This window comes from Amycolatopsis sp. NBC_01480 (assembly GCF_036227205.1).
GTDB lineage: Bacteria > Actinomycetota > Actinomycetes > Mycobacteriales > Pseudonocardiaceae > Amycolatopsis.
The window spans coordinates 6,362,990-6,387,349 of the sequence record NZ_CP109442.1 but is presented as its reverse complement, the minus strand read 5'-3'; the positions used below and the strand labels follow the sequence as shown (position 1 = coordinate 6,387,349).

The 24,360-nt window shown below is 70.4% G+C and carries 24 protein-coding genes; 14 read left to right on the top strand and 10 right to left on the bottom strand.

Annotated features, from left to right (window positions below; genetic code table 11):
- Positions 1-33: 33 nt before the first annotated feature.
- Positions 34-606 carry a TetR/AcrR family transcriptional regulator gene (locus tag OG371_RS30575; RefSeq protein WP_329058890.1) on the bottom strand — a complete coding sequence of 191 codons (573 nt, stop codon included), beginning with the start codon at positions 604-606 and terminating at the stop codon, positions 34-36.
- Positions 607-682: 76 nt separating this feature from the next.
- On the opposite strand from OG371_RS30575, the gene OG371_RS30570 reads away from it, so the two are divergent.
- On the top strand, positions 683-1,579 hold the full coding sequence (locus OG371_RS30570) for an alpha/beta fold hydrolase (RefSeq protein ID WP_329058889.1): 897 nt from the start codon (positions 683-685) through the stop codon (positions 1,577-1,579).
- Here the strand turns inward: OG371_RS30570 and OG371_RS30565 are convergent.
- The gene (locus tag OG371_RS30565) at positions 1,573-2,763 is read right to left on the bottom strand and encodes a class I SAM-dependent RNA methyltransferase (protein ID WP_329058887.1); all 1,191 of its coding nucleotides are present in this window, start codon (positions 2,761-2,763) and stop codon (positions 1,573-1,575) included. The two genes, OG371_RS30570 and OG371_RS30565, sit on opposite strands and share 7 nt — an antisense overlap.
- The gene (locus OG371_RS30560) at positions 2,760-4,817 is read right to left on the bottom strand and encodes an APC family permease (RefSeq protein ID WP_329058886.1); all 2,058 of its coding nucleotides are present in this window, start codon (positions 4,815-4,817) and stop codon (positions 2,760-2,762) included. The genes OG371_RS30565 and OG371_RS30560 overlap by 4 nt, the downstream gene beginning before the upstream one ends.
- Between OG371_RS30560 and OG371_RS30555 the strand changes: the two genes are divergently transcribed.
- Entirely contained in the window at positions 4,726-5,634 is a 909-nt protein-coding gene (locus OG371_RS30555; RefSeq protein WP_442876005.1) for a potassium channel family protein, read from the top strand. The two genes, OG371_RS30560 and OG371_RS30555, sit on opposite strands and share 92 nt — an antisense overlap.
- Entirely contained in the window at positions 5,634-6,290 is a 657-nt protein-coding gene (locus OG371_RS30550; RefSeq protein ID WP_091617890.1) for a potassium channel family protein, read from the top strand. Before OG371_RS30555 ends, OG371_RS30550 begins: the two co-directional genes overlap by 1 nt.
- A gap of 63 nt (positions 6,291-6,353) precedes the next feature.
- Here OG371_RS30550 and OG371_RS30545 read toward each other — a convergent pair whose 3' ends face one another.
- Both OG371_RS30545 and OG371_RS30540 read right to left on the bottom strand, forming a co-directional pair.
- Positions 6,354-7,100 carry a DUF3159 domain-containing protein gene (locus OG371_RS30545; RefSeq protein WP_442876004.1) on the bottom strand — a complete coding sequence of 249 codons (747 nt, stop codon included), beginning with the start codon at positions 7,098-7,100 and terminating at the stop codon, positions 6,354-6,356.
- A 9-nt stretch (positions 7,101-7,109) separates the two neighbouring features.
- Entirely contained in the window at positions 7,110-7,490 is a 381-nt protein-coding gene (locus OG371_RS30540; RefSeq protein WP_091617889.1) for an OB-fold nucleic acid binding domain-containing protein, read from the bottom strand.
- A gap of 105 nt (positions 7,491-7,595) precedes the next feature.
- Between OG371_RS30540 and OG371_RS30535 the strand changes: the two genes are divergently transcribed.
- Positions 7,596-8,333 (top strand): alpha/beta hydrolase, encoded by a 738-nt coding sequence (locus tag OG371_RS30535; protein ID WP_329058883.1) that lies wholly within the window; start codon positions 7,596-7,598, stop codon positions 8,331-8,333.
- Positions 8,334-8,404: 71 nt separating this feature from the next.
- Here the strand turns inward: OG371_RS30535 and OG371_RS30530 are convergent, their stop codons facing one another.
- Both OG371_RS30530 and dut read right to left on the bottom strand, forming a co-directional pair.
- Entirely contained in the window at positions 8,405-9,055 is a 651-nt protein-coding gene (locus OG371_RS30530) for a DUF3710 domain-containing protein (RefSeq protein ID WP_329058880.1), read from the bottom strand.
- Entirely contained in the window at positions 9,055-9,558 is a 504-nt protein-coding gene (dut, locus tag OG371_RS30525) for a dUTP diphosphatase (protein WP_329058879.1), read from the bottom strand. Before dut ends, OG371_RS30530 begins: the two co-directional genes overlap by 1 nt.
- A 24-nt stretch (positions 9,559-9,582) precedes the next feature.
- Here dut and OG371_RS30520 point away from each other — a divergent pair, with 24 nt between their 5' ends.
- Positions 9,583-10,068, top strand: a complete 486-nt coding sequence (locus tag OG371_RS30520) for a DUF3093 domain-containing protein (RefSeq protein ID WP_329058878.1) — start codon at positions 9,583-9,585, stop codon at positions 10,066-10,068.
- Positions 10,069-10,276: 208 nt separating this feature from the next.
- Here OG371_RS30520 and OG371_RS30515 read toward each other — a convergent pair whose 3' ends face one another.
- Entirely contained in the window at positions 10,277-10,585 is a 309-nt protein-coding gene (locus OG371_RS30515; RefSeq protein ID WP_091617885.1) for a DUF4193 domain-containing protein, read from the bottom strand.
- Between the two features lie 622 nt (positions 10,586-11,207).
- On the opposite strand from OG371_RS30515, the gene cei reads away from it, so the two are divergent.
- Positions 11,208-11,894 carry an envelope integrity protein Cei gene (gene cei / locus OG371_RS30510; protein ID WP_329058877.1) on the top strand — a complete coding sequence of 229 codons (687 nt, stop codon included), beginning with the start codon at positions 11,208-11,210 and terminating at the stop codon, positions 11,892-11,894.
- A 104-nt stretch (positions 11,895-11,998) separates the two neighbouring features.
- Here cei and OG371_RS30505 read toward each other — a convergent pair whose 3' ends face one another.
- Positions 11,999-12,820, bottom strand: coding sequence for an inositol monophosphatase family protein (locus OG371_RS30505; protein WP_329058876.1), 822 nt, complete (start codon positions 12,818-12,820; stop codon positions 11,999-12,001).
- A 64-nt stretch (positions 12,821-12,884) separates the two neighbouring features.
- On the opposite strand from OG371_RS30505, the gene ppgK reads away from it, so the two are divergent.
- The 8 genes from ppgK (at position 12,885) to OG371_RS30465 (ending at position 23,285) form a co-directional block, all read left to right on the top strand.
- Complete coding sequence (ppgK, locus tag OG371_RS30500) at positions 12,885-13,646, top strand: polyphosphate--glucose phosphotransferase (protein WP_329058874.1); 762 nt, start codon at positions 12,885-12,887, stop codon at positions 13,644-13,646.
- 232 nt (positions 13,647-13,878) lie between these two features.
- Positions 13,879-15,261 (top strand): RNA polymerase sigma factor, encoded by a 1,383-nt coding sequence (locus tag OG371_RS30495; protein ID WP_329058872.1) that lies wholly within the window; start codon positions 13,879-13,881, stop codon positions 15,259-15,261.
- A 502-nt stretch (positions 15,262-15,763) separates the two neighbouring features.
- Positions 15,764-16,741, top strand: coding sequence for an ABC transporter permease (locus OG371_RS30490; protein ID WP_329058871.1), 978 nt, complete (start codon positions 15,764-15,766; stop codon positions 16,739-16,741).
- On the top strand, positions 16,741-17,745 hold the full coding sequence (locus OG371_RS30485) for an ABC transporter permease (RefSeq protein ID WP_329058868.1): 1,005 nt from the start codon (positions 16,741-16,743) through the stop codon (positions 17,743-17,745). Before OG371_RS30490 ends, OG371_RS30485 begins: the two co-directional genes overlap by 1 nt.
- Positions 17,742-19,874: an ABC transporter ATP-binding protein gene (locus OG371_RS30480; RefSeq protein WP_329058867.1), complete on the top strand. Its 2,133-nt coding sequence runs from the start codon at positions 17,742-17,744 to the stop codon at positions 19,872-19,874. The genes OG371_RS30485 and OG371_RS30480 overlap by 4 nt, the downstream gene beginning before the upstream one ends.
- Positions 19,875-19,914: 40 nt before the next feature.
- Entirely contained in the window at positions 19,915-21,609 is a 1,695-nt protein-coding gene (locus OG371_RS30475; RefSeq protein WP_329058866.1) for an ABC transporter family substrate-binding protein, read from the top strand.
- A gap of 91 nt (positions 21,610-21,700) precedes the next feature.
- Positions 21,701-22,636, top strand: a complete 936-nt coding sequence (locus OG371_RS30470) for a hypothetical protein (RefSeq protein WP_329058865.1) — start codon at positions 21,701-21,703, stop codon at positions 22,634-22,636.
- A 34-nt stretch (positions 22,637-22,670) separates the two neighbouring features.
- Entirely contained in the window at positions 22,671-23,285 is a 615-nt protein-coding gene (locus tag OG371_RS30465) for a maleylpyruvate isomerase family mycothiol-dependent enzyme (RefSeq protein WP_329073308.1), read from the top strand.
- A 60-nt stretch (positions 23,286-23,345) separates the two neighbouring features.
- Here OG371_RS30465 and OG371_RS30460 read toward each other — a convergent pair whose 3' ends face one another.
- Complete coding sequence (locus OG371_RS30460) at positions 23,346-24,332, bottom strand: phosphotransferase family protein (RefSeq protein WP_329058864.1); 987 nt, start codon at positions 24,330-24,332, stop codon at positions 23,346-23,348.
- Positions 24,333-24,360: the final 28 nt, after the last annotated feature.

The following is a 24,360-nucleotide window of genomic DNA, read 5'->3' as shown; positions in this document are numbered from 1 at the left end:
ATTCAGTGCGCCGCTCGACGCCGCGCTGGCCCGCTAAGCCCGGGCCAGCGCGTCCAGGGTCACGTCGACGATGGCGTGCAGCTGTTGCGGGCCGGCCCCGGCCCGGCTCATGACCGCCAGCGACTGGTTCACCGCCGCGATATGGACGGAGAAAGTCCCCGCCACCGAGTCGGACACCCCGCCCGCCTTCAACGCGGTGCGCAGCCGGGTGCGCTGGGAGCCCACCGCTTCCTGCGCACGCTGGGCCACGCGTGGACTAAGCACGGGCGTCGCCAGAACGGACTGGACCACCAGGCACCCGTCGGGCAGGCCGGGGTCCGCGATGCGTTTCAAGGCGACCTCGAAAAACGCCCGCACGGCGGCAACCGGCTGATCGGCGCCGGCCAGCGCGGCGTCGTACTTCTCCCCATAACGCGTGACGTAGCGGTCCAGGCAGTTCAGGAAGAGCGAATCCTTGTCCCCGAAGGACGAGTAGAGCGAGCTGCGGTTGAGCCCGGTGGCCCGCGACAGGTCGTCCACCGAGGTCTCGGCGTACCCGGCCTGCCAGAACTGGATCATCGCGGCCTCGAGCGCCGCGTCGACGTCGAACTGCTTCTTGCCCGCCATACCCCGATCCTCCCGCCGATCCGCCCGGTCTATCTTGAACCAGATAGTTCAAGATAGCATCCCGACGGAGGAGCCCATGACCGACAACCCAGTCCGCGACCTACCCGGCTTCACCCACCGCTGGGTCGAAGCGGGCGGAATCCGGCTTCACGCGGTCGAAGGCGGCCGCGCGGACGGTCCGGCCGTCGTGCTGCTCGCCGGATTCCCGCAGACCTGGTGGGCCTGGCGGCAGGTCATGCCCGCGCTGGCCCGCCGGTGCCACGTCCTCGCGATCGACCTGCCCGGCCAGGGCCATTCCGAACGACCGCACGGCAGCTACGACACTCACACCGTCGCCGCGTATGTCCACGCTGCGGTGGAAGCGCTGGGAGTTTCGCGCTACTGGCTGGCCGGCCACGACGTCGGCGCGTGGGTCGCCTTCTCCCTCGCGGTGCAGTTCGAGAGCCGGCTGCACGGCGTCGCCCTGCTCGACGCCGGAATCCCGGGCATCACGCTGCCCGACGCCGTCCCGCTCGACCCCGAACGGGCGTGGAAGACCTGGCATTTCGCCTTCCACCTCGTGCCCGACCTGCCCGAAATCCTGCTCGCGGGGCGTGAGCGCGAGTACGTCGGCTGGTTCCTGAAGGCGAAATCCCTCTCCCCCAGCACTTTCGACGACACCGAAATCGAGGCGTACGCCGCGGCCGTCGCCGCCGAAGACGGGCTTCGCGCCTGCCTGGCCTACTACCGGCACGCCGCCGAATCGGCGCGGAAGAACCACGAAGCCCTGGCACGGCAACACCTCACCCTGCCGGTTCTCGGGATCTCCGGCCGCCACGGCTCCATCCCCGACATGGCCGCGTCGCTGCGGCCCTGGGCCGCCGACACCACCGGCATCGTGGTGCCGGACGCGGGGCATTTCATCCCGGACGAGCAGCCCGACGCCGTCGCCGCCGCTTTGGCCGACTTCATCGGCAAAGGCGACCGCTACTGAAGCAGCGCGATGCACTCCACGTGGTGCGTCATCGGGAACGCGTCGAACGCGCGCAGGTCCGAAAGCGAGTACCCGTGCGAAGCGAACGTCGCCACGTCTCGCGCCAGCGCCGCCGGATCGCAGGCCACGTAGACGATCCGGTCGGGCGAGCCGGCCACGATCGCGTCCACGACCGCCTTCCCGGCGCCCTTGCGCGGCGGGTCCAGTACGACCACGTCGACCGGCCGCGGCGCGTCCGCCACCAGGTGCTCGACGCGGCCCGTGCGCCAGCTCACCTGCGGCAGGTCCGCCAGGTTCCGCTCGCCGTCGGTGACCGCGCGGCGGCCCGACTCCACGGCCAGCACCCGGCCCTCGGGCCCGACCTGCTCGGCCAGCACCGAGGCGAACAACCCGACGCCCGCGTACAGGTCCCAGGCCACCCCGCCGCGCGGCGCCTCCGCCCACTCCGCCACGACCTGGGCGAAGGTGTCCGCCGCGGCCGGGTGCACCTGCCAGAAGCCGTGCGCGTCGAACCGCCAGTCGCGGTCCGCGGCGTGGTGCACCGCCTCACCGCCGGACAGCTGCCGCGACTTGTTCCGACCGTGCACAGTGGACACTTCGCGCACGTGCTGGTGGCCCTCGCCGTCGCTGGTCACCTCGATCTCGCTGCCCGGGCGCCAGCGCTTGGCCAGCACGCTGTCGAGCGAGCCCTTCACCGCGATCGGGCAGTCGTCCAGCGGGACGACGCGGTGGCTGTGGTGCGCGCGCAGCCCGGCGCGCCCGTCCCGGCCCGCGACCAGCCGGACCCGGCTGCGCCAGCCGAGCGGGCCGCCGTCGAGCGGCTCGACGACCACCTCGCGTGAGATCCCGGCCAGCCGTTGCAACTGCTCGGCAACGACGGCGGCCTTCAGCGAACGCTGGTACGCCGGGTCGGCGTGCTGCCAATCGCAACCGCCGCAGCCACCGGGCGCCGCGAGCGGGCACGGCGGCTCCACCCGGTGTTCAGACCCGGTCAGCACCTCGACGGCGTCGGCGCGGCAGAACGCGCCGCCCTTGTCCTCGGTCACTTCCGCGCGCACGCGCTCACCCGGCAGGCCGTGCCGGACGAACACCACCCGTCCGTCCACACGGGACACACAGTGCCCGCCGTGCGCCACCGGCCCGATCTCGAGCTCGAGGGTGCGGCCGAGCCAGTTCTCCGTCATTCAGCAGGTTCCTTGGGTGGTGGTTCGACTGGGGATGGAACGGGTTTGGCGGCGGCGCGGGCCGCTGCGGCATCAAAGCCGCGCCGGACGTCACCGGCTGCCGGGCGCGCGCGCCGGACGCGGGCGGCCGCCTTCGCCGAGGACTCCAGCTGCCAGGGCACGCTGGCCACGATGACGCCGGACTGGAACAGCAGCCTTCCCTTGAGCCGCAACGCGCTCTGGTTGTGCAGCACCTGCTCCCACCAGTGCCCCACCACGTACTCGGGGATGAACACGGTGACCACGTTGCGCGGGTTGTCGCCGCGCACGCGCTTCACGTAGTCCAGCACCGGCTTCGTGATTTCGCGGTACGGCGACTCGACGACCTTCAGCGGCACCTTGAACTTGTGCGCCTCCCACTCGGCGGTGAGCCGGCGCGTGTCCACGTCGTCCACGTTCACCGTCACCGCCTCGAGCACGTCCGGGCGCATCGCCTTGGCGTACGCCAGCGCGCGCAGGGTCGGCCGGTGCAGTTTGGACACCAGCACGATGGCGTGGTTGCGCGAGGGCAGCACGGTCGGCGCGTCGCCCATCTCCTTGAGCTCCTCGGCCACCCGGTCGTAGTGCTTCCGGATCGCCGTCATCAGCACGAAGATCGCCACCATCGCGGCGATCGCGATCCACGCGCCGAGCAGGAACTTGGTGATCAGCACGATCACCAGCACCACGCCGGTCATCGTCAGGCCGACCGCGTTCACCGTCTGCGAGCGCCGCATCCGCCGCCGCGCCGCCGGGTCCTTCTCCTTGGCCAGCAACCGGTTCCAGTGCCGGATCATGCCGGCCTGGCTGACCGTGAACGAGACGAACACGCCCACGATGTACAGCTGGATCAGCCGGGTGACCTCCGCGTCGAACGCGATGATCAGCACCAGCGCGAACGCCGCCAGGAACAGGATGCCGTTGGAGAACGCCAGCCGGTCGCCGCGGGTGTGCAGCTGCCGCGGCAGGTAGCGGTCCTGCGCCAGGATCGAGCCGAGCACCGGGAAGCCGTTGAACGCCGTGTTGGCCGCCAGCAGCAGGATGATGCCGGTGGAGAAGGAGATGTAGTAGAACGCGGGCGGGAAGTCGGCGAACACCGCGTGCGCGATCTGCGCGACGATCGTCTTCTGCTGGTAGCCCGCGGGCGCGCCGGACAGCTGCGTGGCCGGGTCCTCCGCGAAGTTCACCTTGGTGACGATCGCGAGCGTGATGATGCCGACCAGCATGGTCACCGCGAGCACGCCCATCAGCAGCAGCGTGCTGGCCGCGTTCTTGGACTTCGGCTTGCGGAACGCGGGCACGCCGTTGCTGATCGCCTCGACCCCGGTCAGCGCCGCGGCGCCGGAGGAGAACGACCGCAGGATCAGGAAGACGAACGCGAACCCGGTCCAGCTACCCTCGGAGTGCAGCTGGAACCCGGCGCTCTCGGCGCGCATGTCCGTGCCGGTGGCGGCCTCGATCAGGCCCCACACCACCATGATCATGATGCCGGCGATGAAGCCGTAGGTGGGAATGGCGAACGCTTTGCCCGATTCGCGCACCCCGCGCAGGTTCAGCGCGCTCAGCACGGCCACGATCACCACCGAGGCGAGCACCTTGTGCTCGGCCACCCACGGGACCGCGGAGCCGATGTTCGCCACACCGGACGAAGTGGACACCGCGACGGTGAGGATGTAGTCCACCAGCAGCGCGCTCGCCACGGTCAGGCCGAACTTGCCGCCCAGGTTGGTGCTGGCGACCTCGTAGTCACCGCCGCCGCTGGGATAGGCGTGCACGTTCTGCCGGTAGGACGCGACCACCACCAGCATGACCAGCGCCACGGCGACGCCGATCCACGGCGCGAAAGCGTAGGCGGACAGCCCGGCCACGCTCAGGGTCAGGAAGATCTCCTCCGGCGCGTACGCCACGCTCGAGAGCGCGTCGGAGGCGAAGATCGGCAGCGCGATGCGCTTGGGCAGCAGCGTGTGGGCCAGCCGGTCACTTCGGAACGGACGCCCGAGGACCAGCCTCTTCAGCACGGTCGGGAACTTCGACACCCTGCGAATCTACAGCGGAGCGGTAGCTCCTCCGCTGAGGGCGGCGGTGGGGAGGACGGTGGAGCTGACCGGGACCGCACAAGGTAGGTTCGGCGCTGGTCGTCGAGGGTACCTACGGACGGGTCATCCCCACCCCCTGAGGAGGCAGCGCGTGCACGTGGTGATCATGGGATGCGGCCGGGTCGGCGTGTCCCTGGCCGCGGCGCTGGAGCGTCTCGGCCACGAGGTGGCCGTGATCGACAAGAACCAGCAGTCGTTCCGCCGGCTCGGCAGCGACTTCCACGGCCAGCAGGTGGTCGGTGTCGGGTTCGACCGGCAGGTGCTGATCGAGGCCGGCATCGAGCGGGCCGGGGCGTTCGCGGCGGTGTCCAGCGGGGACAACTCCAACATCATCTCCGCGCGGGTCGCGCGGGAGAACTTCGGCATCGAGCACGTGGTCGCGCGGATCTACGACCACAAGCGCGCCGCGGTGTACGAGCGCCTCGGCATCCCGACGGTCGCGACCGTGCCGTGGACCACCGACCGGTTCCTGCGCACCCTGCTGCCCGACGGCGTCGCCTCCGCGTGGCGCGACCCGACCGGCAACGTCGCGCTGCTGCCGCTGCCGCTGAACGAGGGCTGGGCCGGCCACAGCGTGCGGGGGCTGCAGGACGCGACCGGCGCCAGGGTCGCGTTCATCATGCGCTTCGGCACCGCCGTGCTGCCGGACAACAAGACCATGGTGCAGGCCGACGACGTCGTCTGGGTCGCGGCGCGCTCCGGCACCGTCAGCGACGTGTCGAGCGTGGCCGCCCGCGCTCCGGAGGAGGAGAACTGATGCGGGTCGCGATCGCGGGTGCGGGGGCCGTGGGGCGCTCGATCGCCGTGGAGCTGATCGACGGGCGGCACCAGGTGATGCTGATCGAGCGGGAGGCCGACCAGTTCGAGCCGGCCACGGTCGAGCAGGCCGACTGGGTGCTGGGCGACGCGTGCGAGGTCTCGATCCTGGAGGAGTCCGGGATCGAGCAGTGCGACGTGGTGATCGCCGCGACCGGCGACGACAAGGCCAACCTGGTGGTGTCGCTGCTGGCGAAGACCGAGTTCGCCGTGCGGCGCGTGGTGGCCAGGGTGAACAACCCGGCCAACGAATGGCTCTTCACCGACGCCTGGGGCGTCGACGTCGCCGTGTCCACCCCGCGGATGCTCGCGGCGATGGTCGAGGAGGCGGTCAGCGTCGGCGACCTGGTGCGGCTGATGACGTTCCGGCAGAGCCAGGCGAACCTGGTCGAGCTGACCCTGCCGGAGGAGACCCCGCTGGCGGGCAAGCCGGTGAGCGAGCTGGACCTGCCCCGCGACGCCGCCCTGGTGACCATCCTGCGCGGCGACCGGGTGATCGTCCCGCAGCCGGAGGACCCGCTGGAGCCGGGCGACGAGCTGCTGTTCGTGGCCACCTCCGACGTCGAGCCCGAGATCCGCTCAGCGCTGGGTTACTGACCTAAGAAACGGCGCCCCGCACGAACTCGTGCGGGGCGCCGTTTCTTAGGTCCAGGGGGGAACTCAGACCTCGGGAGTGGGCGTCTTCGCGTACTTCTCGCGCAGCCGCGCTTCCACCTCGGCGTCGGTCTCCGGTTTCGGCTCCGTCTCGGCCAGGGCCTTGAGGCGCTTGTCCGAGCGGCGGACCGCCCAGACGACCACGAGCAGGCCGAGCGCGTAGAGCGGGTAGCCCATGGCGATCTTCGCGAACGCCAGCCAGCCCGTGTAGTCGCTCTGGTAGAGCCAGCGCTGCACGACGAACCGGGCGGCGAAGATCAGCGCCATGACCAACGTGGCGATGTCGTAGCCGTAGCGCGAGGGCTTGTCCTTGCGCCAGGCCTGGCCGGTGCCGTTGAGCGCGTTCCAGACCAGGCCCGCGAGCGGCCAGCGCACCACGATCGACACCACGAACACGCCGCAGTAGACCAGGCTGGCCCAGATGCCGAAGAGGAAGAACCCCTTCGCCGAGCCGGTGCGGAAGGCGATGAACGCCGCGATCGCCACGCCGAAGAAGCCGGAGATCGCGGGCTGCAGCGGCTCCTTGCGCACCACGCGCAGCACCGTGATGGCCACCGCGCTGCCGATCGAGCCCCAGATCGCCGCCGTCAGGCCGAAGAACGAGTTCACCAGGACGAACACGATCACCGGCAGCGAGGAGTAGATCAGGCCGGAGACCCCGCCCATCTGCTCCAGCATGGTCGGCTGCGGCTTGTCCTCGTCGTCCCCGCCTTCGGGCACGTGCTTGTCGTTGTGGGGGGCGGGTTCAGTCACGACTGCTGATCAACTCACCGGGCTCTGGAGTTCGTAGTACGGGTTGTACAGCACCTTCTGGCCGTCACGCTCGGCCATCCGGCCACGGACCTTGATGGTCCGCCCCGGCTCGATGCCGGCGATCCGGCGTCGGCCCAGCCAGATTAGCGTCACGCCCTGTGTTCCGTCGAACAGCTCCGCCTCCAGCGTGGCGGCCTCGTCCGTGGGGCACAGCTCCACGCTGCGCAGCCGGCCGAGCACGGTGACTTCTTCACCGGAGCGGCAGTCACACGCCCGCTGCGCCCCGCCTGCCCGGGACGACTCGGACAGATCGTCGGCGTCGAGGTCCTCGACGTCGGTGGTCAGCTTGCGAACCAACCGGCTGAAGTAGCCGCCGTCTTTGGCGGACATAGTGGTGCTCCTGTGCTCCGGGGCCCGGAGTTTTCCCACGGCCCGTGCGTGTCCAGCGTAGCTGCGGTCCCAGCCAGGAGAACCGGTTTGCGCCAAGATCGCAACGTGACGTCCGTTATCCGGCACCCGCCCGCCGTCCTGCTGCCCGGAACCGGCTCCGACGAGGTGTTCGTCCGGTCCGTGTTCGGCGGCCCGCTGGCCGCCCTGGGCATCCCGCTGACCGCTCCCCCGCCGCCCCCGGGCGCGGCGCTGGCCGACGGCTTCCTGGCCGTGCTGGACCGGCTCGCGGACCGGCACGGGACCCTGCTCGTCGGCGGCATCTCGTTCGGCGCGCACCTGGCCGCGGAGTGGGCGGTGGCGAATCCGGGGCGCTGCGGGGGCCTGCTGGCCGCGCTCCCGGCCTGGAGCGGCGAACCCGGCCAGGCACCCGCGTCGCTGGCCGCGACGCTCTCAGCGGACCTCGTGGCCGCTTCCGGGGTGGAGGCCGCGCTGGCGCAGGCCGAGGCGGGCAGCCCGCCGTGGATCGCGGCGGAGCTCGGACGGGCCTGGCGGCGGCACGGCGACGGGCTCGCGGACAGCCTGCGCGTCGCCGCAGCTCGGCCGTCGCCGACGCTCGCCGCGCTGCGCGGGCTGGCCGTGCCGGCCGGGGTCGGCACGTGCGTCGACGATCCGGTACACCCGACGAAAGTCGCACGGGAGTGGGCTGCGGCACTGCCTCGGGCGGCCCTCGGCGAGACGACGCTCGCCGCCCTCGGCGCGGACCGCGAGTCGCTCGGCCGCGCCACCGTGCTGGCCTACCTCCGGGCTCTCACGGAGCAGCCCCGGCCCGACCGGGCGCACTGAATAACAGCGGATGACGCTTTCCCCGCACTGAGTGCGGGGAAAGCGTCATCCGCCTCGCCTTGGTTCGGCGGTCAGCCTTGCTGTTCGGTCTGCTCGGCGATGTGCTGGGCGACGGCCTCCGGCAGCGTGATCGTGAGCGGCGTGCGCACCGGCATCGGCGAGTTGCCGCGGTCCACCACCGTGTGGCGGACGATCGCGCGCAGCACCTCCGGGGCGTGCGCCGACTGCGACTGCGGGCCGGCGATGACCCCGCGCAGCATCCAGCGCGGGCCGTCCACGCCGACGAACCGCAACGCGACGTCGCCGACGATCGCGGACAGCTCCAGGCCCCACTGGCCGCGGCCGATGTTGACCTTCGCGCCGTCCGCGCGCAGCTGGTCGGCCAGCTCGGTGCCGACCTCGCGCCAGAGCCCGCCGGTGCGCGGCGCTGCGTACGCGCTGACCGTGATCTGGCCCTGCTCGGTCACCACGTGCACCGCGCGCACGCCCCCGGCCTCGGGGTCCATCTCGACCTGCACCTGCGAGCCGTCCGGCACCGGCACCTTCACCGAGCCGAGGTCGATCCGGGGGATGCCGTCGTCCTCGGCGTCGGCGATGTCGAACGGGCCCTCGGCCGTGTCCGACAGCTGGTCCTCGGGCTCGCCGGCGTCGTCCTCGACGCCTTCGGCCGGCCGGCCCTCGGGCTCGGCCCCGGACCCGCGCTTGCGTCCGAAAATCCCCACTAGCTCTCCGTTCCTTCCCCAGTGCCCGTTCCCGTGCCGGGCCCGTCCGGCACCAGTGTGGCGTGTCCGCCGGTCGAGCCGTAGCCGCCGGCGCCGCGCTCGGTCTCCCCGAGCTCGGCCACCTCGACGAATTCGGCCTGCTCCACCCGCTGCACGACCAGCTGCGCGATCCGGTCGCCGCGGGCGAGCACCACCGGCTCACGCAGATCATGGTTGATGAGGCAGACGCGGATCTCACCGCGGTAGCCGCAGTCGATCGTGCCGGGGGTGTTCACCACCGACAGGCCGACCCGCGCGGCGAGCCCCGAGCGCGGGTGGACGAACCCCGCGTAGCCCGGCGGCAGCGCGATCGCCACGCCGGTGCCGACCACCCCGCGCTCGCCGGGCCCGAGGACGATGTCGGAGGTGCTGACGAGGTCGGCCCCCGCGTCGCCGGGGCGCGCGTAGGCCGGCAGCGGAACGCCGGGGTCGAGCCGGGAAAGGAGTACCTGAACGCTGGACACGGGCGGCGAGACTACCCTTGTCGCGTGGGTGACACCGTGAACACCGCCGTGACGAGCGGCATCAGGCACTCCGAACGGCTCTACGTGCCGTGGTGGGGCTGGCCGCTGCCGATGCTGGGCGCGATCCTGCTCGGCGTCGAGATCCATCTGGGCTACCCGTCGATCCCGATGTGGATCCCGCTGGCCGTCGCCGTGCCGGTGATGGCCGCGCTGCTGCTCTCGCTGGGCCGCTCGCGCGTGCGGGTGACCGGGGGCGACGAGCCGGAGCTGTGGGTCGGCGACGCCCACCTCCCGCTGCGCTTCGCCGGCACCGTCGAGGTGCTCGGGACCGCGGCCAAGAGGCCCGCGCTGGGGCGCGACGGCGACCCGGCCGCGTTCGTGCTGCACCGCGGCTGGGTGGGCCCGGCCGTGCGGGTGGAGCTGACCGACCCGGACGACCCGACGCCGTACTGGCTGTTCAGCACCCGGCACCCCGAGCGCGTCGCGGAGCTGCTGCGCGCCCGTTCCTGAACCGCCCCTGCGTCCGAACGCCCCGCGGCCCCTGGACGCGCGGAAGGGGGCCGGTCCCGAAAGACCGGCCCCCTTTACCCAGCTCGCGCACGAGCTTCCCCGAAACCGCGGCGACTGCGTGTACACCCCTGAAAAACCCTGTGGTCCCCTGAGACCCGGAGCGAAATCCCCGTGCGCCCGGGCTCAGCGTCGATCAGGCCGGCGTGGATCAGGCACAGTCGCGGCAGATCAGCCGCCCACCGCTCTCCTCGGCGAGCCGGCTCCGGTGGTGCACCAGGAAGCAGACCGAGCAGGTGAACTCGTCCGCCTGCTTCGGCACCACCTTCACGGTCATGTCCTCCCCGGAAAGCCCGGAGAGGTCGGCACCCGGAAGCTCGAAGTTCTCGGCGTTCGCGTCCTCGTCGACGTCGACGACGCCGGACTGGTTCTCGTTGCGCCGGGCCTTCAGTTCCTCCAACGAGTCTTCGGCCAGCTCGTCGGCTTCGCTGCGGCGCGGAGCGTCGTAGTCGGTAGCCATGTTCCCTCACCCCTGCGAATCAGCTTGTCGTGTTCTCACGAGCCCTCAGGTGTCGCCCCTCGAACCCGCCGTGCCGCTGGTCAACGTTCCAGCGCCCCTGTTTGTGCCCGGCCTCCGCAGTGACCGCCGTCTCAGCTTTCCCGCGCTCTTCCTGCGGCCGGAGCCCGGGAAGGGTAGCTCACCGGTCAAGCCGCTCCGCAGCGAGTCGCGTATTGCCCGGAATTCGTCACCCGACAGGGGGAACCCGCAGGTGAGACGCCTATGGTCCGTTCGGGTTGCGCCCCGGTCGGGAAGATCACCCGGCGGCCGTGTCCGCTTGCTCCCGCGGAGGTCCGCGTGGTGCGATCGCCGGGGCGGGACCGGCGGCGCCGGCCCGCGCTGTGACGCGGATTCGACGAGGGTGACCCGCACCACCGGGCGCGGTGCGTTACGCCTAGGCTCACCGGCTACGAAGCTGCCGGTGCGGATACCGGCGCCTCACCCCCCGATCGAGGCGTGTCACGGTCCGGGCGAGGCGCCCCGGGGCACTGGTGACACTGGATGACACTTCGGGGCCGGCGACACGGGGCCGGCACCGCGGGCAGCCGAAACGGGTTCGCGCGTTCGGGAAGGGACGGGGCAGGTGGCGTCGGGGAACGGCTCGGGGGAGCGTGGTGCGCCGCGGCCCTATCGCAAGCACCGGCCGCTGCCCGCGCTGATCGTGATCGGGGTGCTCGCGCTCGGCGCGGTCTTCGTCTGGGTGAACGCCGTGGTCGGCCGCGGCGACGTCGACCAGGCCGTCCTCTGCACCCCCGCGCCCACGCCCCCGGCGGGCACCACGTACACCACCGTCCCGCACAACGGGCTCGACGACCGCGCCCCGATGCCGCCGGACAAGGTGGCGCTGAAGGTGCTCAACGCCAGCAGCACGCGCGGCCAGGGCGGCATCGCCACCACCGCGCTGCGCGGCCTCGGCTTCACCGCCATCGGCGACCCCGGCAACGACCCGGCGTACCCCAAGGGCGACGCGAAGTGCCGCGGCCAGATCCGCTACGGCGAGAACGGCGCGGCCGCGGCCCGCACGGTCAGCCTGGTGGTGCCGTGCGCGGAGCTGGTGCGGGACAACCGCAAGGACGCCAGCGTCGACCTGGTCACCGGCACCCGCTTCGACGACATCCGCCCGCGCGCCGAGGCCCTGCGCGTGCTGCAGCAGCTGACCAGCTGGTCCCAGGCGCACCAGGGCGGCGGCAGCAGTGAGCAGTCCGCCGGCCCGAGCGGGCCGATGATCGACCAGACCCTGCTGGCGAGCGCCCGCGACGTCACCTGCTGAGCCGTCGCGCGACGTTTTCCTCGCACCATCGTGCCCTGAAGGCCACCATGAGAGACCTATATGCCCTCATGGTGGCCTTCAGAGCATCTGGCATTGGGGCGGAGTCAGACGGAGGCGGCGCCGCACTCGGCGAGCGTCTCGCGCAGCTGAGCGGCGATGGTCGGCGAAGCGGCGTACGTGACGTCGTCGCCGAGGTCCGGGGCCGAACCCGGCAGCAGCACCGTCGCGCCCGCCTCCGAGGCCACCAGGGCGCCCGCGGCCCAGTCCCAGCGGTGCAGGCCGTGCTCGACGTACGCGTCGAGCCAGCCCGCGCCCACGGCGCACAGCTCCAGCGAAGCGGCGCCGTTGCGGCGGATGTCGCGCACCCGGCTGACCAGTTCGCCCACGAGGCGTCCCTGGCGCACCCGGCGCCCGGCGTCGTACGCGAAGCCGGTGGCGACGAGCGACAAGTCCAGCCGCTGCGGCGCGGACGCCGAGAGCCGTTGGCCGTCGAGCCACGCGCCCTCGCCCCGGGCGGCCGTCCACCGCCGCCCGCTGACCGGCTCGATCACGGCGCCCGCCACCGACTCCCCGTCGATCTGCGCGGCCACCGACACCGCGAACGAGGGCAGCCCGTAAAGGAAGTTGACCGTGCCGTCGATCGGGTCGACGACCCACGTGACGCCGCCGGCCGCCGCGGACCCGCCGCCCTCCTCCCCGAGCACCGGCTCCCCCGGCCGCAGCCGCGCGAGCCGCGCGCGCACCAGTTCCTCGGACTCGCGGTCCACCGCGGTGACCACGTCGGTGTCGGCGGACTTGGTGTCCACCCGCACCTCGCCGCCGGCCCGCATGGCGGCCCAGGCGGCCCGGACCAGCTCCGCGGCCTCGGCCGCGACCTGCTCGGCAACGCTTTTCAGCAACGACTCTTGAACGCCCACGTCCGACATGTCACCACATCCGGTTAAAGTCTCCGAAGCAGACTTCTGAATCGTGCGAGAAGGGACCACGTCAGTGACGGCGACCCGAGGTTTCGGAATCGACATCGGCGGCAGCGGGATCAAGGGCGCGCTGGTCGATTTGGAGCGGGGAGAGCTCATCGGCGAACGGCACCGGATCGACACGCCGCAGCCTTCGACCCCGGACGCGGTGGCCGACGTGGTCGCGGAGATCGTGCGGATGGCCGGCTGGGATGGCCCGGTCGGCGTGACCCTGCCCGCGGTGGTCAAGAAGGGCGTCGCGCACACGGCGGCGAACATCGACCACAAGTGGATCGCCACCGACGCCGACGCGCTGTTCGCCAAGCGGCTCGGCCGCAGCGTCGAGGACGTGGCGATGCTGAACGACGCGGACGCGGCCGGCATGGCCGAGATCCGCTTCGGCGACCCGGTCGCGCGCACCGGCGTGACCGCACTGCTCACCTTCGGCACCGGCATCGGCAGCGCGGTGTTCCACGACGGGCACCTCGTGCCCAACACCGAGTTCGGCCACGTCGAGGTGGACGGGCACGACGCGGAGAAGCGCGCCGCCGCGTCGGTGAAGGACAACGAGGAGCTGACCTACCCGCAGTGGGCCAAGCGGGTGCACCGCTACCTCAGCGTGCTGGAAAACCTGATCTGGCCGGACCTGTTCATCGTCGGCGGCGGGGTCAGCAAGAAGGCGGAGAAGTGGGTGCCGCTGCTGGACATCCGCACGCCGGTGATCGTCGCGTCGCTGCAGAACAACGCGGGCATCGTGGGCGCCGCGGCCGCCGCCGTGGAGGGCATCGAGCACTGACCGGCGGACCGCGCCGCGGCTGCCCTCGGTCACGAGGGGGTCACGCGCGGGTACCGTCCGGGAGGCCGGAGGGTGATCGCTTCGCGACGCACTGCCCGGCCGTCGTTACAATGGAACACGGCCCACGGCTGCGGGGTGCAAAACCGCAGGCCGAGGCGTGTTCCCCGAATGTGAGGCAGCCGAGGTGGCGATACCTCGGCTCGTCATGATCGACCGCTGCGAAAGGGCGTAAGTGGCAGCCGCAAGAACCGCAACCCGAAGCGGGACGAAGACAGCGACCGCAGCCGGCGAGCCGGCCGACGAGGCAGCCACCGGCGCGGCGAAGCCCGCGGCGCGCAAGACCGCCGCGAAGAAGGCCCCGGCGAAGAAGGCGCCGGCCAAGAAGGGCGCCAAGCCCGAAGACGGGGACCCGGACGGCCCGGTCGAGCTCGACGAAGCCGAACTCGAAACGCCGGACCTGTCGGACCTGGAAGAGGTCGAGGTCGACGTCGTCGACGAGACGGTCACCGAGGCGGCCGCCGCCACCGACGATGACGACGATGACGACGAAGCCGAAGAGGCGGAGACGCCGGCCGCGCGCCGTCGCAACGCCGCCGCCGAGAAGGGCCCCAAGTCCTCGGACAACCCGGACTTCGTCTGGGACGAGGAGGAGTCCGAGGCGCTGCGCCAGGCGCGCAAGGACGCCGAGCTCACCGCTTCGGCCGACTCGGTCCGCGCCTACCTCAAGCAGATCGGCAAGGTCGCGCTGCTGAACGCCGAGGAGGAGGTGGAGCTGGCCAAGCGGATCGAGGCCGGGCTCTACGCCGCCGAGCGCGTGCGCAACGCCGAGGAGGAGGGCGAGAAGCTCGTCACCCAGATGCGCCGCGATCTCAAGTGGATCGTGCGTGACGGGGAGCGGGCCAAGAACCACCTGCTGGAGGCGAACCTCCGGCTCGTGGTCTCGCTGGCCAAGCGCTACACCGGCCGTGGCATGGCGTTCCTGGACCTGATCCAGGAGGGCAACCTCGGCCTGATCCGCGCGGTGGAGAAGTTCGACTACACCAAGGGCTACAAGTTCTCGACGTATGCCACGTGGTGGATCCGCCAGGCGATCACCCGCGCGATGGCCGACCAGGCCCGCACCATTCGCATCCCGGTGCACATGGTCGAGGTCATCAACAAGCTCGGCCGTATACAGCGCGAACTCCTGCAGGACCTCGGCCGCGAGCCGACGCCCGAGGAGCTCGCCAAGGAAATGGACATCTCCCCGGAGAAGGTCCTGGAGATCCAGCAGTACGCGCGTGAGCCGATCTCGCTGGACCAGACCATCGGCGACGAGGGCGATTCGCAGCTCGGTGACTTCATCGAGGACTCCGAAGCCGTCGTGGCGGTCGACGCGGTGTCGTTCACGCTGTTGCAGGATCAGCTGCAATCGGTGCTGCAGACGCTGTCCGAGCGTGAGGCGGGGGTGGTGCGGCTGCGGTTCGGCCTCACCGACGGCCAGCCGCGCACGCTGGACGAGATCGGTCAGGTCTACGGCGTCACGCGCGAGCGCATCCGCCAGATCGAGTCGAAGACGATGTCGAAGCTGCGGCACCCGTCGCGGTCCCAGGTGCTGCGCGACTACCTGGACTAGACCGGCCCGGTCACCGACGAGAACCCCGTCACCGCTTGCGGTGGCGGGGTTCTTCGCTGTGACCAGCCATTGTGGACAGTGCCCGGCGAGCCCGGGAGCGGGCCGGCTCACCAGACCAGACAGTCCGTTTTGTCCGTTTCATCGTTCCGGTCTTCCCCGGAAACATTCCCGCTCCAATCCGAAACATTTCCGGAACGTCATCGCGGGTATCCGGGGCGGCACCCACCGCGACGAGGGCCCTCTTTGAATTACCTCGGCAAACCCGGGCCCGCCACACCCGAAAGTCGGTTGTTCACAGCCGGGTGACGGAAATCGTGATTGTTTGGTTGCCTGGGATCGGAGAGCGATCCGCCCGGTTCGGTTTATGCTGCGCCGACAACGAGCGTCAGCATTCGGAAGGCAGCACCGGGCTAGTGGTTTCGATGAAAACTCAATGGGGCGGGAAACAGGCATGGCCAACGGTGCGGAGCCGATCCTCCGCTCCTGGTGAATGGAGGACCCCGTGATCGGCTTCCTCCTGCGCCGCCTCATCAACTACGTGGCACTGTGCCTGGTCGCCACCTTCGCCGCCTTTTCCCTGGCGTCGCTGGCGTTCAGCCCGCTCGACGCGCTGAAACTGCGGAATCCGCCCGCACCCCAGGCGACGATCGACGCCAAGGCGGCCGAGCTCTACCTGAACCAGCCGATCCCCGAGCGGTTCTTCACCTGGCTCAGCGGGGTGTTCCAGGGGAACTTCGGCCGGACGGTCGCCGACCAGGCGATCACCGACGAGCTGTTCCGCCGGGTCGGCGTGAGCCTCCGGCTGTTCCTGCTGGGCATCACGATCGGCATCATCATCGGCGTGCTGGTCGGTGTGGTGAGCGCGATCCGGCAGTACAAGATCAGCGACTACATCGCCACCACGTTCTCGTTCGTGGTGCTCTCGACGCCGGTGTTCGTGATCGCCACGATCCTCAAGGCGGGCGCGCAGTCGGTCAACGACAACCTCCTCGGCGGCTACCAGTTCTTCATCGTGCAGGGCGAGCAGGGCAGCGTCACCGGCGGTTTCGGCGACGTGCTGCTCGACCGGCTGCAGCACCTGATCGTGCCGACCCTGGCGATCGTGCTCACGCAGGTCGCCTATTACAGCCGTTATCAGCGTTCGGCGATGCTCGACGTGCTCGGCTCGGACTTCCTGCGCACCGCGCAGGCCAAGGGACTGACCCGGCGGCGCGCGCTGTTCAAGCACGGCCTGCGCACCGCCCTGATCCCGATGGCGACGCTGTTCGCGTTCGGCTTCGGCCTGCTGGTCACCGGCGGCATCTTCACCGAGCGGATCTTCGGCTGGTACGGCATGGGCGACTGGCTGATCACCGGGATCCAGAAGCAGGACACGAACATCGTGGCCACCGTGACCCTGTTCATCGCCATCTGCGTGCTGTTCGCCGGCTGGCTTTCCGACGTGCTGTACGCAGTGCTCGACCCGAGGGTGAGGATCTGATGGCCGCTCCCGTGAACGAGGCCGACATCGCCGACTCGGCCGTGCTGGCGACCGACCCGGCCCTCGAGTCCGACAGCAAGTCCTCGGGCCGCGGAAAGCTGGTGCTGCGCCGCTTCCTGCGCAACCGGCTCGCCGTCGTCGCGCTGGCCGTGATCGTGCTGTTCTACGTCCTGGCCTTCACTTACACCTGGTATTCGCCGTGGGCCTACGACCAGCTCGACCCGCTGTCGAACCTGATGCCGCCGGACGGGAACCACTGGTTCGGCACCAACCAGATCGGCGGCGACATGTTCGCGCAGACCCTGCGGGGGCTGCAGAAGTCGCTGACCATCGGCCTGCTGGCCGCGTTGTTCTCCACCGGCGTCGCTTCGATCGTCGGCGCGGCCGCGGGCTACTTCGGCGGCTGGACCGACCGGATCGCCATGTGGGTCGTCGACCTGCTGCTGATCCTGCCGCCGTTCCTGATCATCTCGATCCTGTCGCCGGCCTTCCGCGGCAAGACCTGGCTGATCCTGGTCGGCCTGATCGCGCTGTTCCAGTGGATGATCACCGCCCGCATCGTGCGCGGCATGACGCTGACCCTGCGCGAGCGCGAGTTCGTCAAGGCCGCGAAGTTCATGGGCCAGCCCGCCTGGCGGATCATCTTCAAGCACATCGTGCCCAACATGGCCTCGCTGCTGATCATCGACGCGACGATCAACGTCGGCGTCGCGATCATCACCGAGACCTCGTTGTCGTTCTTCGGTTTCGGCGTGCAGTCGCCGGACGTCTCGCTCGGCACGCTGATCTCCGCCGGCTCCGACGCGGTGCGCACCTTCCCGTGGCTGTTCTACATCCCGGCCGGCTTCCTCGTGGCCACCGTGCTCGCGGTGAACTTCGCCGGTGACGGCCTGCGTGACGCGCTCGACCCGTCCGCCAGCCGGTCGCGGCGCAAGGAACGCAAGCGCATCGCCGAAAAAACCAAGTCACCCTCGTCCTCGAAGATCGCTGGAGCCGAAGCATGAGCGCCGCACTCGCCCTGGGCGCGGAGACCGAGAAGCCGACCGGCACGGTGCTCGAGGTGTCGAACCTCGAAGTCTCGTTCCCGTCCGAGTCGGGCCGCGTGACCGCCGTGCGCGGACTGTCCTATGAGGTCGCCGCCGGTGAGGTGCTGGGCATCGTCGGCGAGTCCGGCTCCGGCAAGTCCGTGTCCTCGCTCGCGGTGATGGGGCTGCTCCCGCCGCAGGCCAGGGTTTCCGGGTCGATCCGGTTCCAGGACAGCGAGCTGATCGGCAAGTCCGACACCGACCTGTCGAAGCTGCGCGGCGAGAAGATCTCGATGGTCTTCCAGGACCCGCTTTCCGCGCTGACGCCGGTGTACACGGTCGGCGCGCAGATCGCCGAGGCCCTGCTGGTGCACGGCAAGGGCCGGATCACCAAGCAGCAGGCCAACAACCGGGCCGTGGAGCTGCTGGACCTGGTCGGCATCCCGAACGCCGCGCAGCGCGCGAAGGCGTTCCCGCACGAGTTCTCCGGCGGCATGCGCCAGCGCGCGGTGATCGCCATCGCGATCGCCAACGACCCGGACCTGATCATCGCCGACGAGCCGACCACCGCGCTCGACGTGACGGTGCAGGCCCAGGTGCTGGAGGTGCTCAAGACCGCGCAGGAGGTCACCGGCGCCGGCATCGTGATCATCACGCACGACCTCGGCGTGGTCGCCGGGTTCGCCGACCGGCTGATGGTGATGTACGCCGGGAAAGCGGTCGAGCAGGGCCCGGTCGAGACGATCTACGCCCAGCCGCGGATGCCGTACACGCTGGGCCTGCTCGGCTCGATCCCGCGGGTGGACGCGCACGAGAAGCAGCCGCTGGTGCCGATCGAGGGACAGCCGCCGTCGCTGGTGGACCTGCCGTCCGGCTGCCCGTTCGCGCCGCGCTGCCCGCTGGCGATCGACGCCTGCCTCGACGCCGAGCCCGAGCTGTTCACGATCACGCCGGGCAACCCGAACGCGTTGGTGGACACCACGCACCGCGCAGCCTGCATCCGCACCGAGGAGCTGGCCAAGCCCGACGCCGACGCGGCCGAGGTCTACGGCGCCGAGGTGATCGGGGCTCCCCCGGTGGCGGCCAAGCCGCGGACCGAGCGCACCACCGTGCTCGACGTGCAGGAGCTGGTCAAGCACTACCCGGTCAGCAAGGGCACGATCCTCAAGCGCACGGTCGGCACGGTCCGCGCGGTCGACGGCGTCAGCTTCGACATCGTCGAAGGCGAGACGCTCGGCCTGGTCGGCGAGTCCGGCTGCGGCAAGTCGACCACGCTGATGGAGATCCTCGAGCTGGCCGCCCCGTCGTCCGGCTCGGTGGCGGTGCTCGGCAAGGACGTCGCGAAGCTGAACGGCAAGGACCGCAAGAACATCCGGCGCGACCTGCAGGTGGTGTTCCAGGACCCGATGGCGGCGCTGGACCCGCGGCTGCCGATCGGCGACATCATCGCCGAGCCGATGGCGGTGCACGGCTACAGCAAGGACCGCATCGACAAGCGGATCCCCGAGCTGCTCGGGCTGGTCGGGCTGCGCCCGGAGCACCGGGACCGCTACCCGGCCGAGTTCTCCGGCGGGCAGCGCCAGCGCATCGGCATCGCCCGGGCGCTCGCGCTCGAGCCGAAGCTGATCGTGCTGGACGAGCCGGTGTCGGCGCTGGACGTGTCGATCCAGGCCGGCGTGATCAACCTGCTCGACGAGCTGAAGGCCAAGCTCGGCCTGTCGTACCTGTTCGTGGCGCACGACCTCTCGGTGGTCCGGCACATCGCGGACCGCGTGGCCGTGATGTACCTCGGCAAGATCGTGGAGATCGGCGACGTCCAGACCGTCTTCGACGCGCCGCAGCACCCGTACACGCAGGCCCTGCTGTCCGCGATCCCGATCCCGGACCCGGTCAAGGAGCGCGAGCGCGCGCGGATCATCCTGACCGGCGACCTGCCGAGCCCGGCGAACCCGCCTTCGGGCTGCCGGTTCCGCACGCGCTGCTTCGTGTTCGCGCAACTGTCCGAAGAGGACCAACGTAAGTGCATCGACGTCGAGCCGCTGCGGGAGTCCCACGCCGCCGACCACGACGTCGCCTGCCACTACGCCCATACCCGCGAAGTCGTGTAGCCACATATCCGTTGGCAACACAGGGAAAAGAGAGGTAAAAATGAAGCGACGGAGTATGGCCGCACTCGTGGCGCCCGTTGCCGCCCTGGGGCTGATCCTGTCCGCCTGCGGCAGTGGCAGCAGCGGCGGTAACAGTGGCCTTCAGGACGCCGGCAGCAACACGGTGAAGTCCGCCGACATCAACGCGATGCCGGTCGACCAGCTGAAGGACGGCGGCGACCTGAAGTGGCCGGTCGACCAGCTGCCCGACAACTGGAACTACAACCAGGTCGACGGCACGGTGGCCGACGGCGCCTACATGGACGGCGCGATCCTGCCCTACATCTTCACCCAGAACGCCGACTCCTCGGTGGTCATGAACAAGGACTACCTCACCTCGGCCGAGGTCGTCAGCACCGACCCGCAGGTGATCGAGTACAAGATCAACCCGAAGGCCAAGTGGAGCAACGGCCGGCAGTTCTCCTGGGAGGACTTCGCCGCGCAGGCCAAGGTGCTCAACGGCAAGGACCCGGCCTACCTGGTCTCCGGCACCACCGGCTACGAGGACATCGCGAAGGTCGAGCGGGGCACCGACGACCAGGACGTGAAGGTCACCTTCGGCAAGAAGTTCGCCGAGTGGAAGTCGCTGTTCAGCCCCTTCTACCCGAAGGAGCTCAACGCCGACGCGAACACGTTCAACAAGGCGTGGGCGGCCAAGCCGGAAATCACCGCGGGCCCGTTCAAGATCAAGAGCATCGACCAGACCGCCAAGACCGCGGTGGTCGAGCGTGACCCGAGCTGGTGGGGCGACAAGCCGAAGCTGGACACGGTGACCTACAAGGTCGTCGACCGCGCCGCGCAGCCGGACGCCTTCGCGAACGGCCAGATCGACTTCTACAACATCAACAACGACATCAACACGTACAAGCGGGCGCAGACCGACCCGAACGCGGCGATCCGCCAGTCCAACAACCCGGACTACACGCACGTCACGTTCAACGGCGCGGCCGGCTCGATCCTGGCCGACAAGGACCTGCGGCTGGCGATCATGAAGGGCATCGACACCGTCGGGATCAGCAAGTCGATCCTGGGCCAGATGCAGAAGGACACCACGCCGATCGGCAACCACCTGTACCTCAAGGGCTCCAAGGACTACGTGGACAACTCGGGGCCGTACAAGTACAACGCCGACGCCGCCAAGGCGGAGCTGGACAAGCTCGGCTGGAAGCAGTCCGGCGACCTGCGCGCCAAGGACGGCAAGCAGCTCAAGCTGCGCCTGGTGATCCCCTCGGGCACCCCGATCAGCCAGCAGACCGGCCAGATCATGCAGTCGGAGCTGAAGGCGATCGGCGTGGGCCTGGACATCCAGCCCGTGCCGAGCACCGAGTTCTTCAAGAACTACGTCAACGTCGGCAACTTCGACCTGACGTTGTTCCGCTGGCTGTCGAACTCCTTCCCGATCGGCGGCAGCAAGGGCATCTACTACCTGGACCCGAAGAACGTCAACCAGAACTACGGCCACATCGGTGACGACAAGCTGAACCAGCTGCTCGACACCGCGGCGCAGGAACTGGACGACACCAAGCGGGCCGCCGACATCAACGCGGCCGACCAGGAGATCTGGGCGGTGGGCCACCAGCTCCCGATCTTCCAGTCGCCGGGCGCGTTCGCCACGCGCAAGACGCTGGCCAACTTCGGTTCGCCGGGTTACGCGAACAACCCGTACGACTACCTGAAGATCGGCTTCGTGAAGTAACGCGGTAACGATTCCCGGGAGAGCGGCGCGGGCCTTCAGGCCCGTGCCGCTCTTCTGTGTCAGACCTTTGTAGACGGTTAAGGTGGTATCCGTGCGAGAGTTCCTGCGGCAGCGGCCGGTGCGCCACATCCTGGTCACGAGCGCGGTGGCGCTGCTGGCGTGCGCCGCGGTGTTCTTGTTGCAGCTGCTGGAGTTCTCGCACGCCCAGGCCGAGCTGCGGGGCGTGACCACGCAGACGACCGGCACCGTGGTGCGCACCGGCGACGGCACGGTGACCTTGCGATTCCCCGGGCCCGGCGGCGCGGACGTGACCGCCGACGTCGGCCTGGACGGCTCCGCTCCCCCGGCCGGCACGCAGGTCCCGGTGGTCTACGACTCGGCGCGGCCCAGCCACGCGGTGACCCGCGGCGCCAGCCCGCTGGTGACGGCCGACCGCGCGTCGACCTACGCCACGGTGACCGTGGTCGCGGCGGTGGCGGTGCTCGGCTTCGACGTTTTCCTGCTGCTGACGCGTTTTGTGCGGCCTTCGCGCGCCAAGGCCCGGCCGGGGGTGCCGGTGCGGCGGGTGAAGGTGCAGCGCGGGGTGCTGGCCCGCTCGTGGATCGAGACCGAGACGATGTCGCCGCGGTGGATCCCGGTGTACTTCTCCCCCAGCCTGATCGGCCTGCCCACGCCGTCGAAGGTCGAGGTGCTCGGCGACGTGCTGCGTGACCGGCATGTGGTGGTGCGGGTCGGCGGCGAACTGTTGTTTCCGTCCGGCGCGGTGCGCTCGACCGAGCCGCGCGGGCGGCGCACGGACAACCCGGCCGCCCCCGACTCCGACCGTGACGCGGCGGCCGCGCGCCCGGTGTCGATGGCCCGCCAGTTCCGCGCGGACCTGCCCGTGCTCGCCGTCGCGCCGGTGGTCGGCGTCTTCTGGGCCCTCGTCGACGGCAGCGGTTTCGGCGGCTGGCTGGCGGTGACCGTACTGGTGGCCGCGTTCGGCTTCTGGTGGGCCGCGCTGCGTGGTTCGGATCCCTCTTCGTAGGTCTCCGCCGCGAGGTAGGGTCCCGCGCGTGAGCATGCTCGAGATGGCCCGTGCGGAACGCCAGGACCTGCTGGCCTTCCTGCGGACGCTGACCCCGTCGCAGTGGGACACCCCGAGCCTGTGCGCGGGCTGGCGCGTGCGCGAGGTGGTCGCGCACATGCTCAGCTACGACGAGCTGACCACACGGGCGCTGGCGAGCCGCTTCCTGCGGGGCCGGTTCAGCCTCACCCGGATCAACGCGCTCGGCGTCCGCCACAACGAGCTGGACCCCGGGCAGTTGCTCACGCAGCTGTCCGAGCACCTCGCCCCGCGTGGCCTGACCGCCGGGCTCGGCGGCATGATCGCGTTCCTCGACGCCACCATCCACCACCAGGACATCCGCCGCCCGCTCGGCCTGCCCCGCGAAATCCCCCCGGACCGGCTGCGCCGCGCGTTGCGGGCCGCCCTGTTCGCCCCGCCGACCGGTGCTCCTTGGCGGGCGCGCGGCCTGAAGCTGGTCGCCACCGACGTCGACTGGTCCGCTGGTTTCGGGCCTGAGGTTCGTGGGGCTGGTGAGGCGGTGCTGCTGGCTATTGCGGGGCGGGGTGTCGCGGCTCGGGAGTTGACTGGTGGTGGGCAGGCGACGCTTGCCGCTCGTTGCACCGGCTAGCGCTGCTTTTCGCACGCCGGTAAGGAGTCCTTCACCGCGTCCCACGCCGGTAAGGAGTCCTTACCGGACGCCTCGGCGCAGCCCGTCCAGCACCTCGGCGAGTTCCGCGTAGGACTCGGCCAGCCGTCCCTCTTTGCCGAGACGGTGGCGTTCCAGCCGGACGGCGCCGATGTGGCGGGCGCGGTAGTACAGCGCGCGTCGCCGGGATTCCGGGGAGGGGTCGGGCGAACCGTAGGCGTCCCAGAAGGCGTCGCGCTCGGTGCCGGGCCGTGCGGACGCCATGTGGATCGTCCAGTCCGCCGCCGGGTCGCCCCACCAGCTGCGGTCGTGGTCGAAGACGCCGGTGATGGTGAGGTCCGGGGCGAGCATGACGTTCACGTGCCAGAGGTCGCCGTGCAGCAGCCGGGGCTCGGTGATCTCGTCGAACAGCGCGGCATCGCGTTCGGCGAGTTCGCCGACCTCGCGCAGGTCCACCGCGTTGAGGCCGACGTCCTCGGCGTCGGCCGCGTTGTCCGCGAAGTAGGCGACAAGCGCTTCGCTCCACCGCGCGAAGTGCGGCCCCGCGACAACGCCGAAGCCCGGGCCCCGGACGTCGTGGATCGCGCGGGTGATCGAGCCGAGCTGCCGGAAGTACGGCCCGTGCTCGGCCCGCTCGTAGGTGGGCAGCACCTCGGGCCCGGGCCGCCCGTCGAGCACGGCCTGGAACACGTAGTCCCGCCCGATCACCTGATGCGTGAAATCGGCAGCCAGCGTGCGCGGCAGCAGCGGCGCGATGGGCGCGAAGTAAGGCGCCGCAAGGTACTCGTTGCGCATGAACTCCCGCTCGATCCGCGTCTGCCGCGCGGGCCCCGGCGCCACCCGCAGGATCACGGGACCCGTATCCAGCTCGACCCGGTAGGTCGTGTTGTACCCACCAAGCCCCAACTCGGCGGCCGACCACACCCGAGTGCCCGCCCCGAACGCGCGGTCGCAGAGCATTTCGACCTGCTGCGCGGTCAGGGGTTGCTGGAAGGCGTCCGGGGGACGGTCTTTCGGATGGAAGTCCACCGGGGGCATCCTGCCAGGTCAGGGGCTT

Bases quoted from the DNA above. Each gene is read 5' to 3' on its own strand.
- OG371_RS30480 (WP_329058867.1), top strand. From the start codon at position 17,742: ATGAGCGCCGCACTCGCCCTGGGCGCGGAGACCGAGAAGCCGACCGGC.
- OG371_RS30565 (WP_329058887.1), bottom strand. From the start codon at position 2,763: ATGACGGAGAACTGGCTCGGCCGCACCCTCGAGCTCGAGATCGGGCCG.
- OG371_RS30540 (WP_091617889.1), bottom strand. From the start codon at position 7,490: ATGTCCGCCAAAGACGGCGGCTACTTCAGCCGGTTGGTTCGCAAGCTG.
- OG371_RS30505 (WP_329058876.1), bottom strand. From the start codon at position 12,820: ATGTCGGACGTGGGCGTTCAAGAGTCGTTGCTGAAAAGCGTTGCCGAG.
- OG371_RS30485 (WP_329058868.1), top strand. From the start codon at position 16,741: ATGGCCGCTCCCGTGAACGAGGCCGACATCGCCGACTCGGCCGTGCTG.
- OG371_RS30550 (WP_091617890.1), top strand. From the start codon at position 5,634: ATGCGGGTCGCGATCGCGGGTGCGGGGGCCGTGGGGCGCTCGATCGCC.
- OG371_RS30465 (WP_329073308.1), top strand. From the start codon at position 22,671: ATGCTCGAGATGGCCCGTGCGGAACGCCAGGACCTGCTGGCCTTCCTG.
- OG371_RS30515 (WP_091617885.1), bottom strand. From the start codon at position 10,585: ATGGCTACCGACTACGACGCTCCGCGCCGCAGCGAAGCCGACGAGCTG.
- OG371_RS30570 (WP_329058889.1), top strand. From the start codon at position 683: ATGACCGACAACCCAGTCCGCGACCTACCCGGCTTCACCCACCGCTGG.
- OG371_RS30475 (WP_329058866.1), top strand. From the start codon at position 19,915: ATGAAGCGACGGAGTATGGCCGCACTCGTGGCGCCCGTTGCCGCCCTG.
- OG371_RS30575 (WP_329058890.1), bottom strand. From the start codon at position 606: ATGGCGGGCAAGAAGCAGTTCGACGTCGACGCGGCGCTCGAGGCCGCG.
- OG371_RS30555 (WP_442876005.1), top strand. From the start codon at position 4,726: ATGCGCTTGGGCAGCAGCGTGTGGGCCAGCCGGTCACTTCGGAACGGA.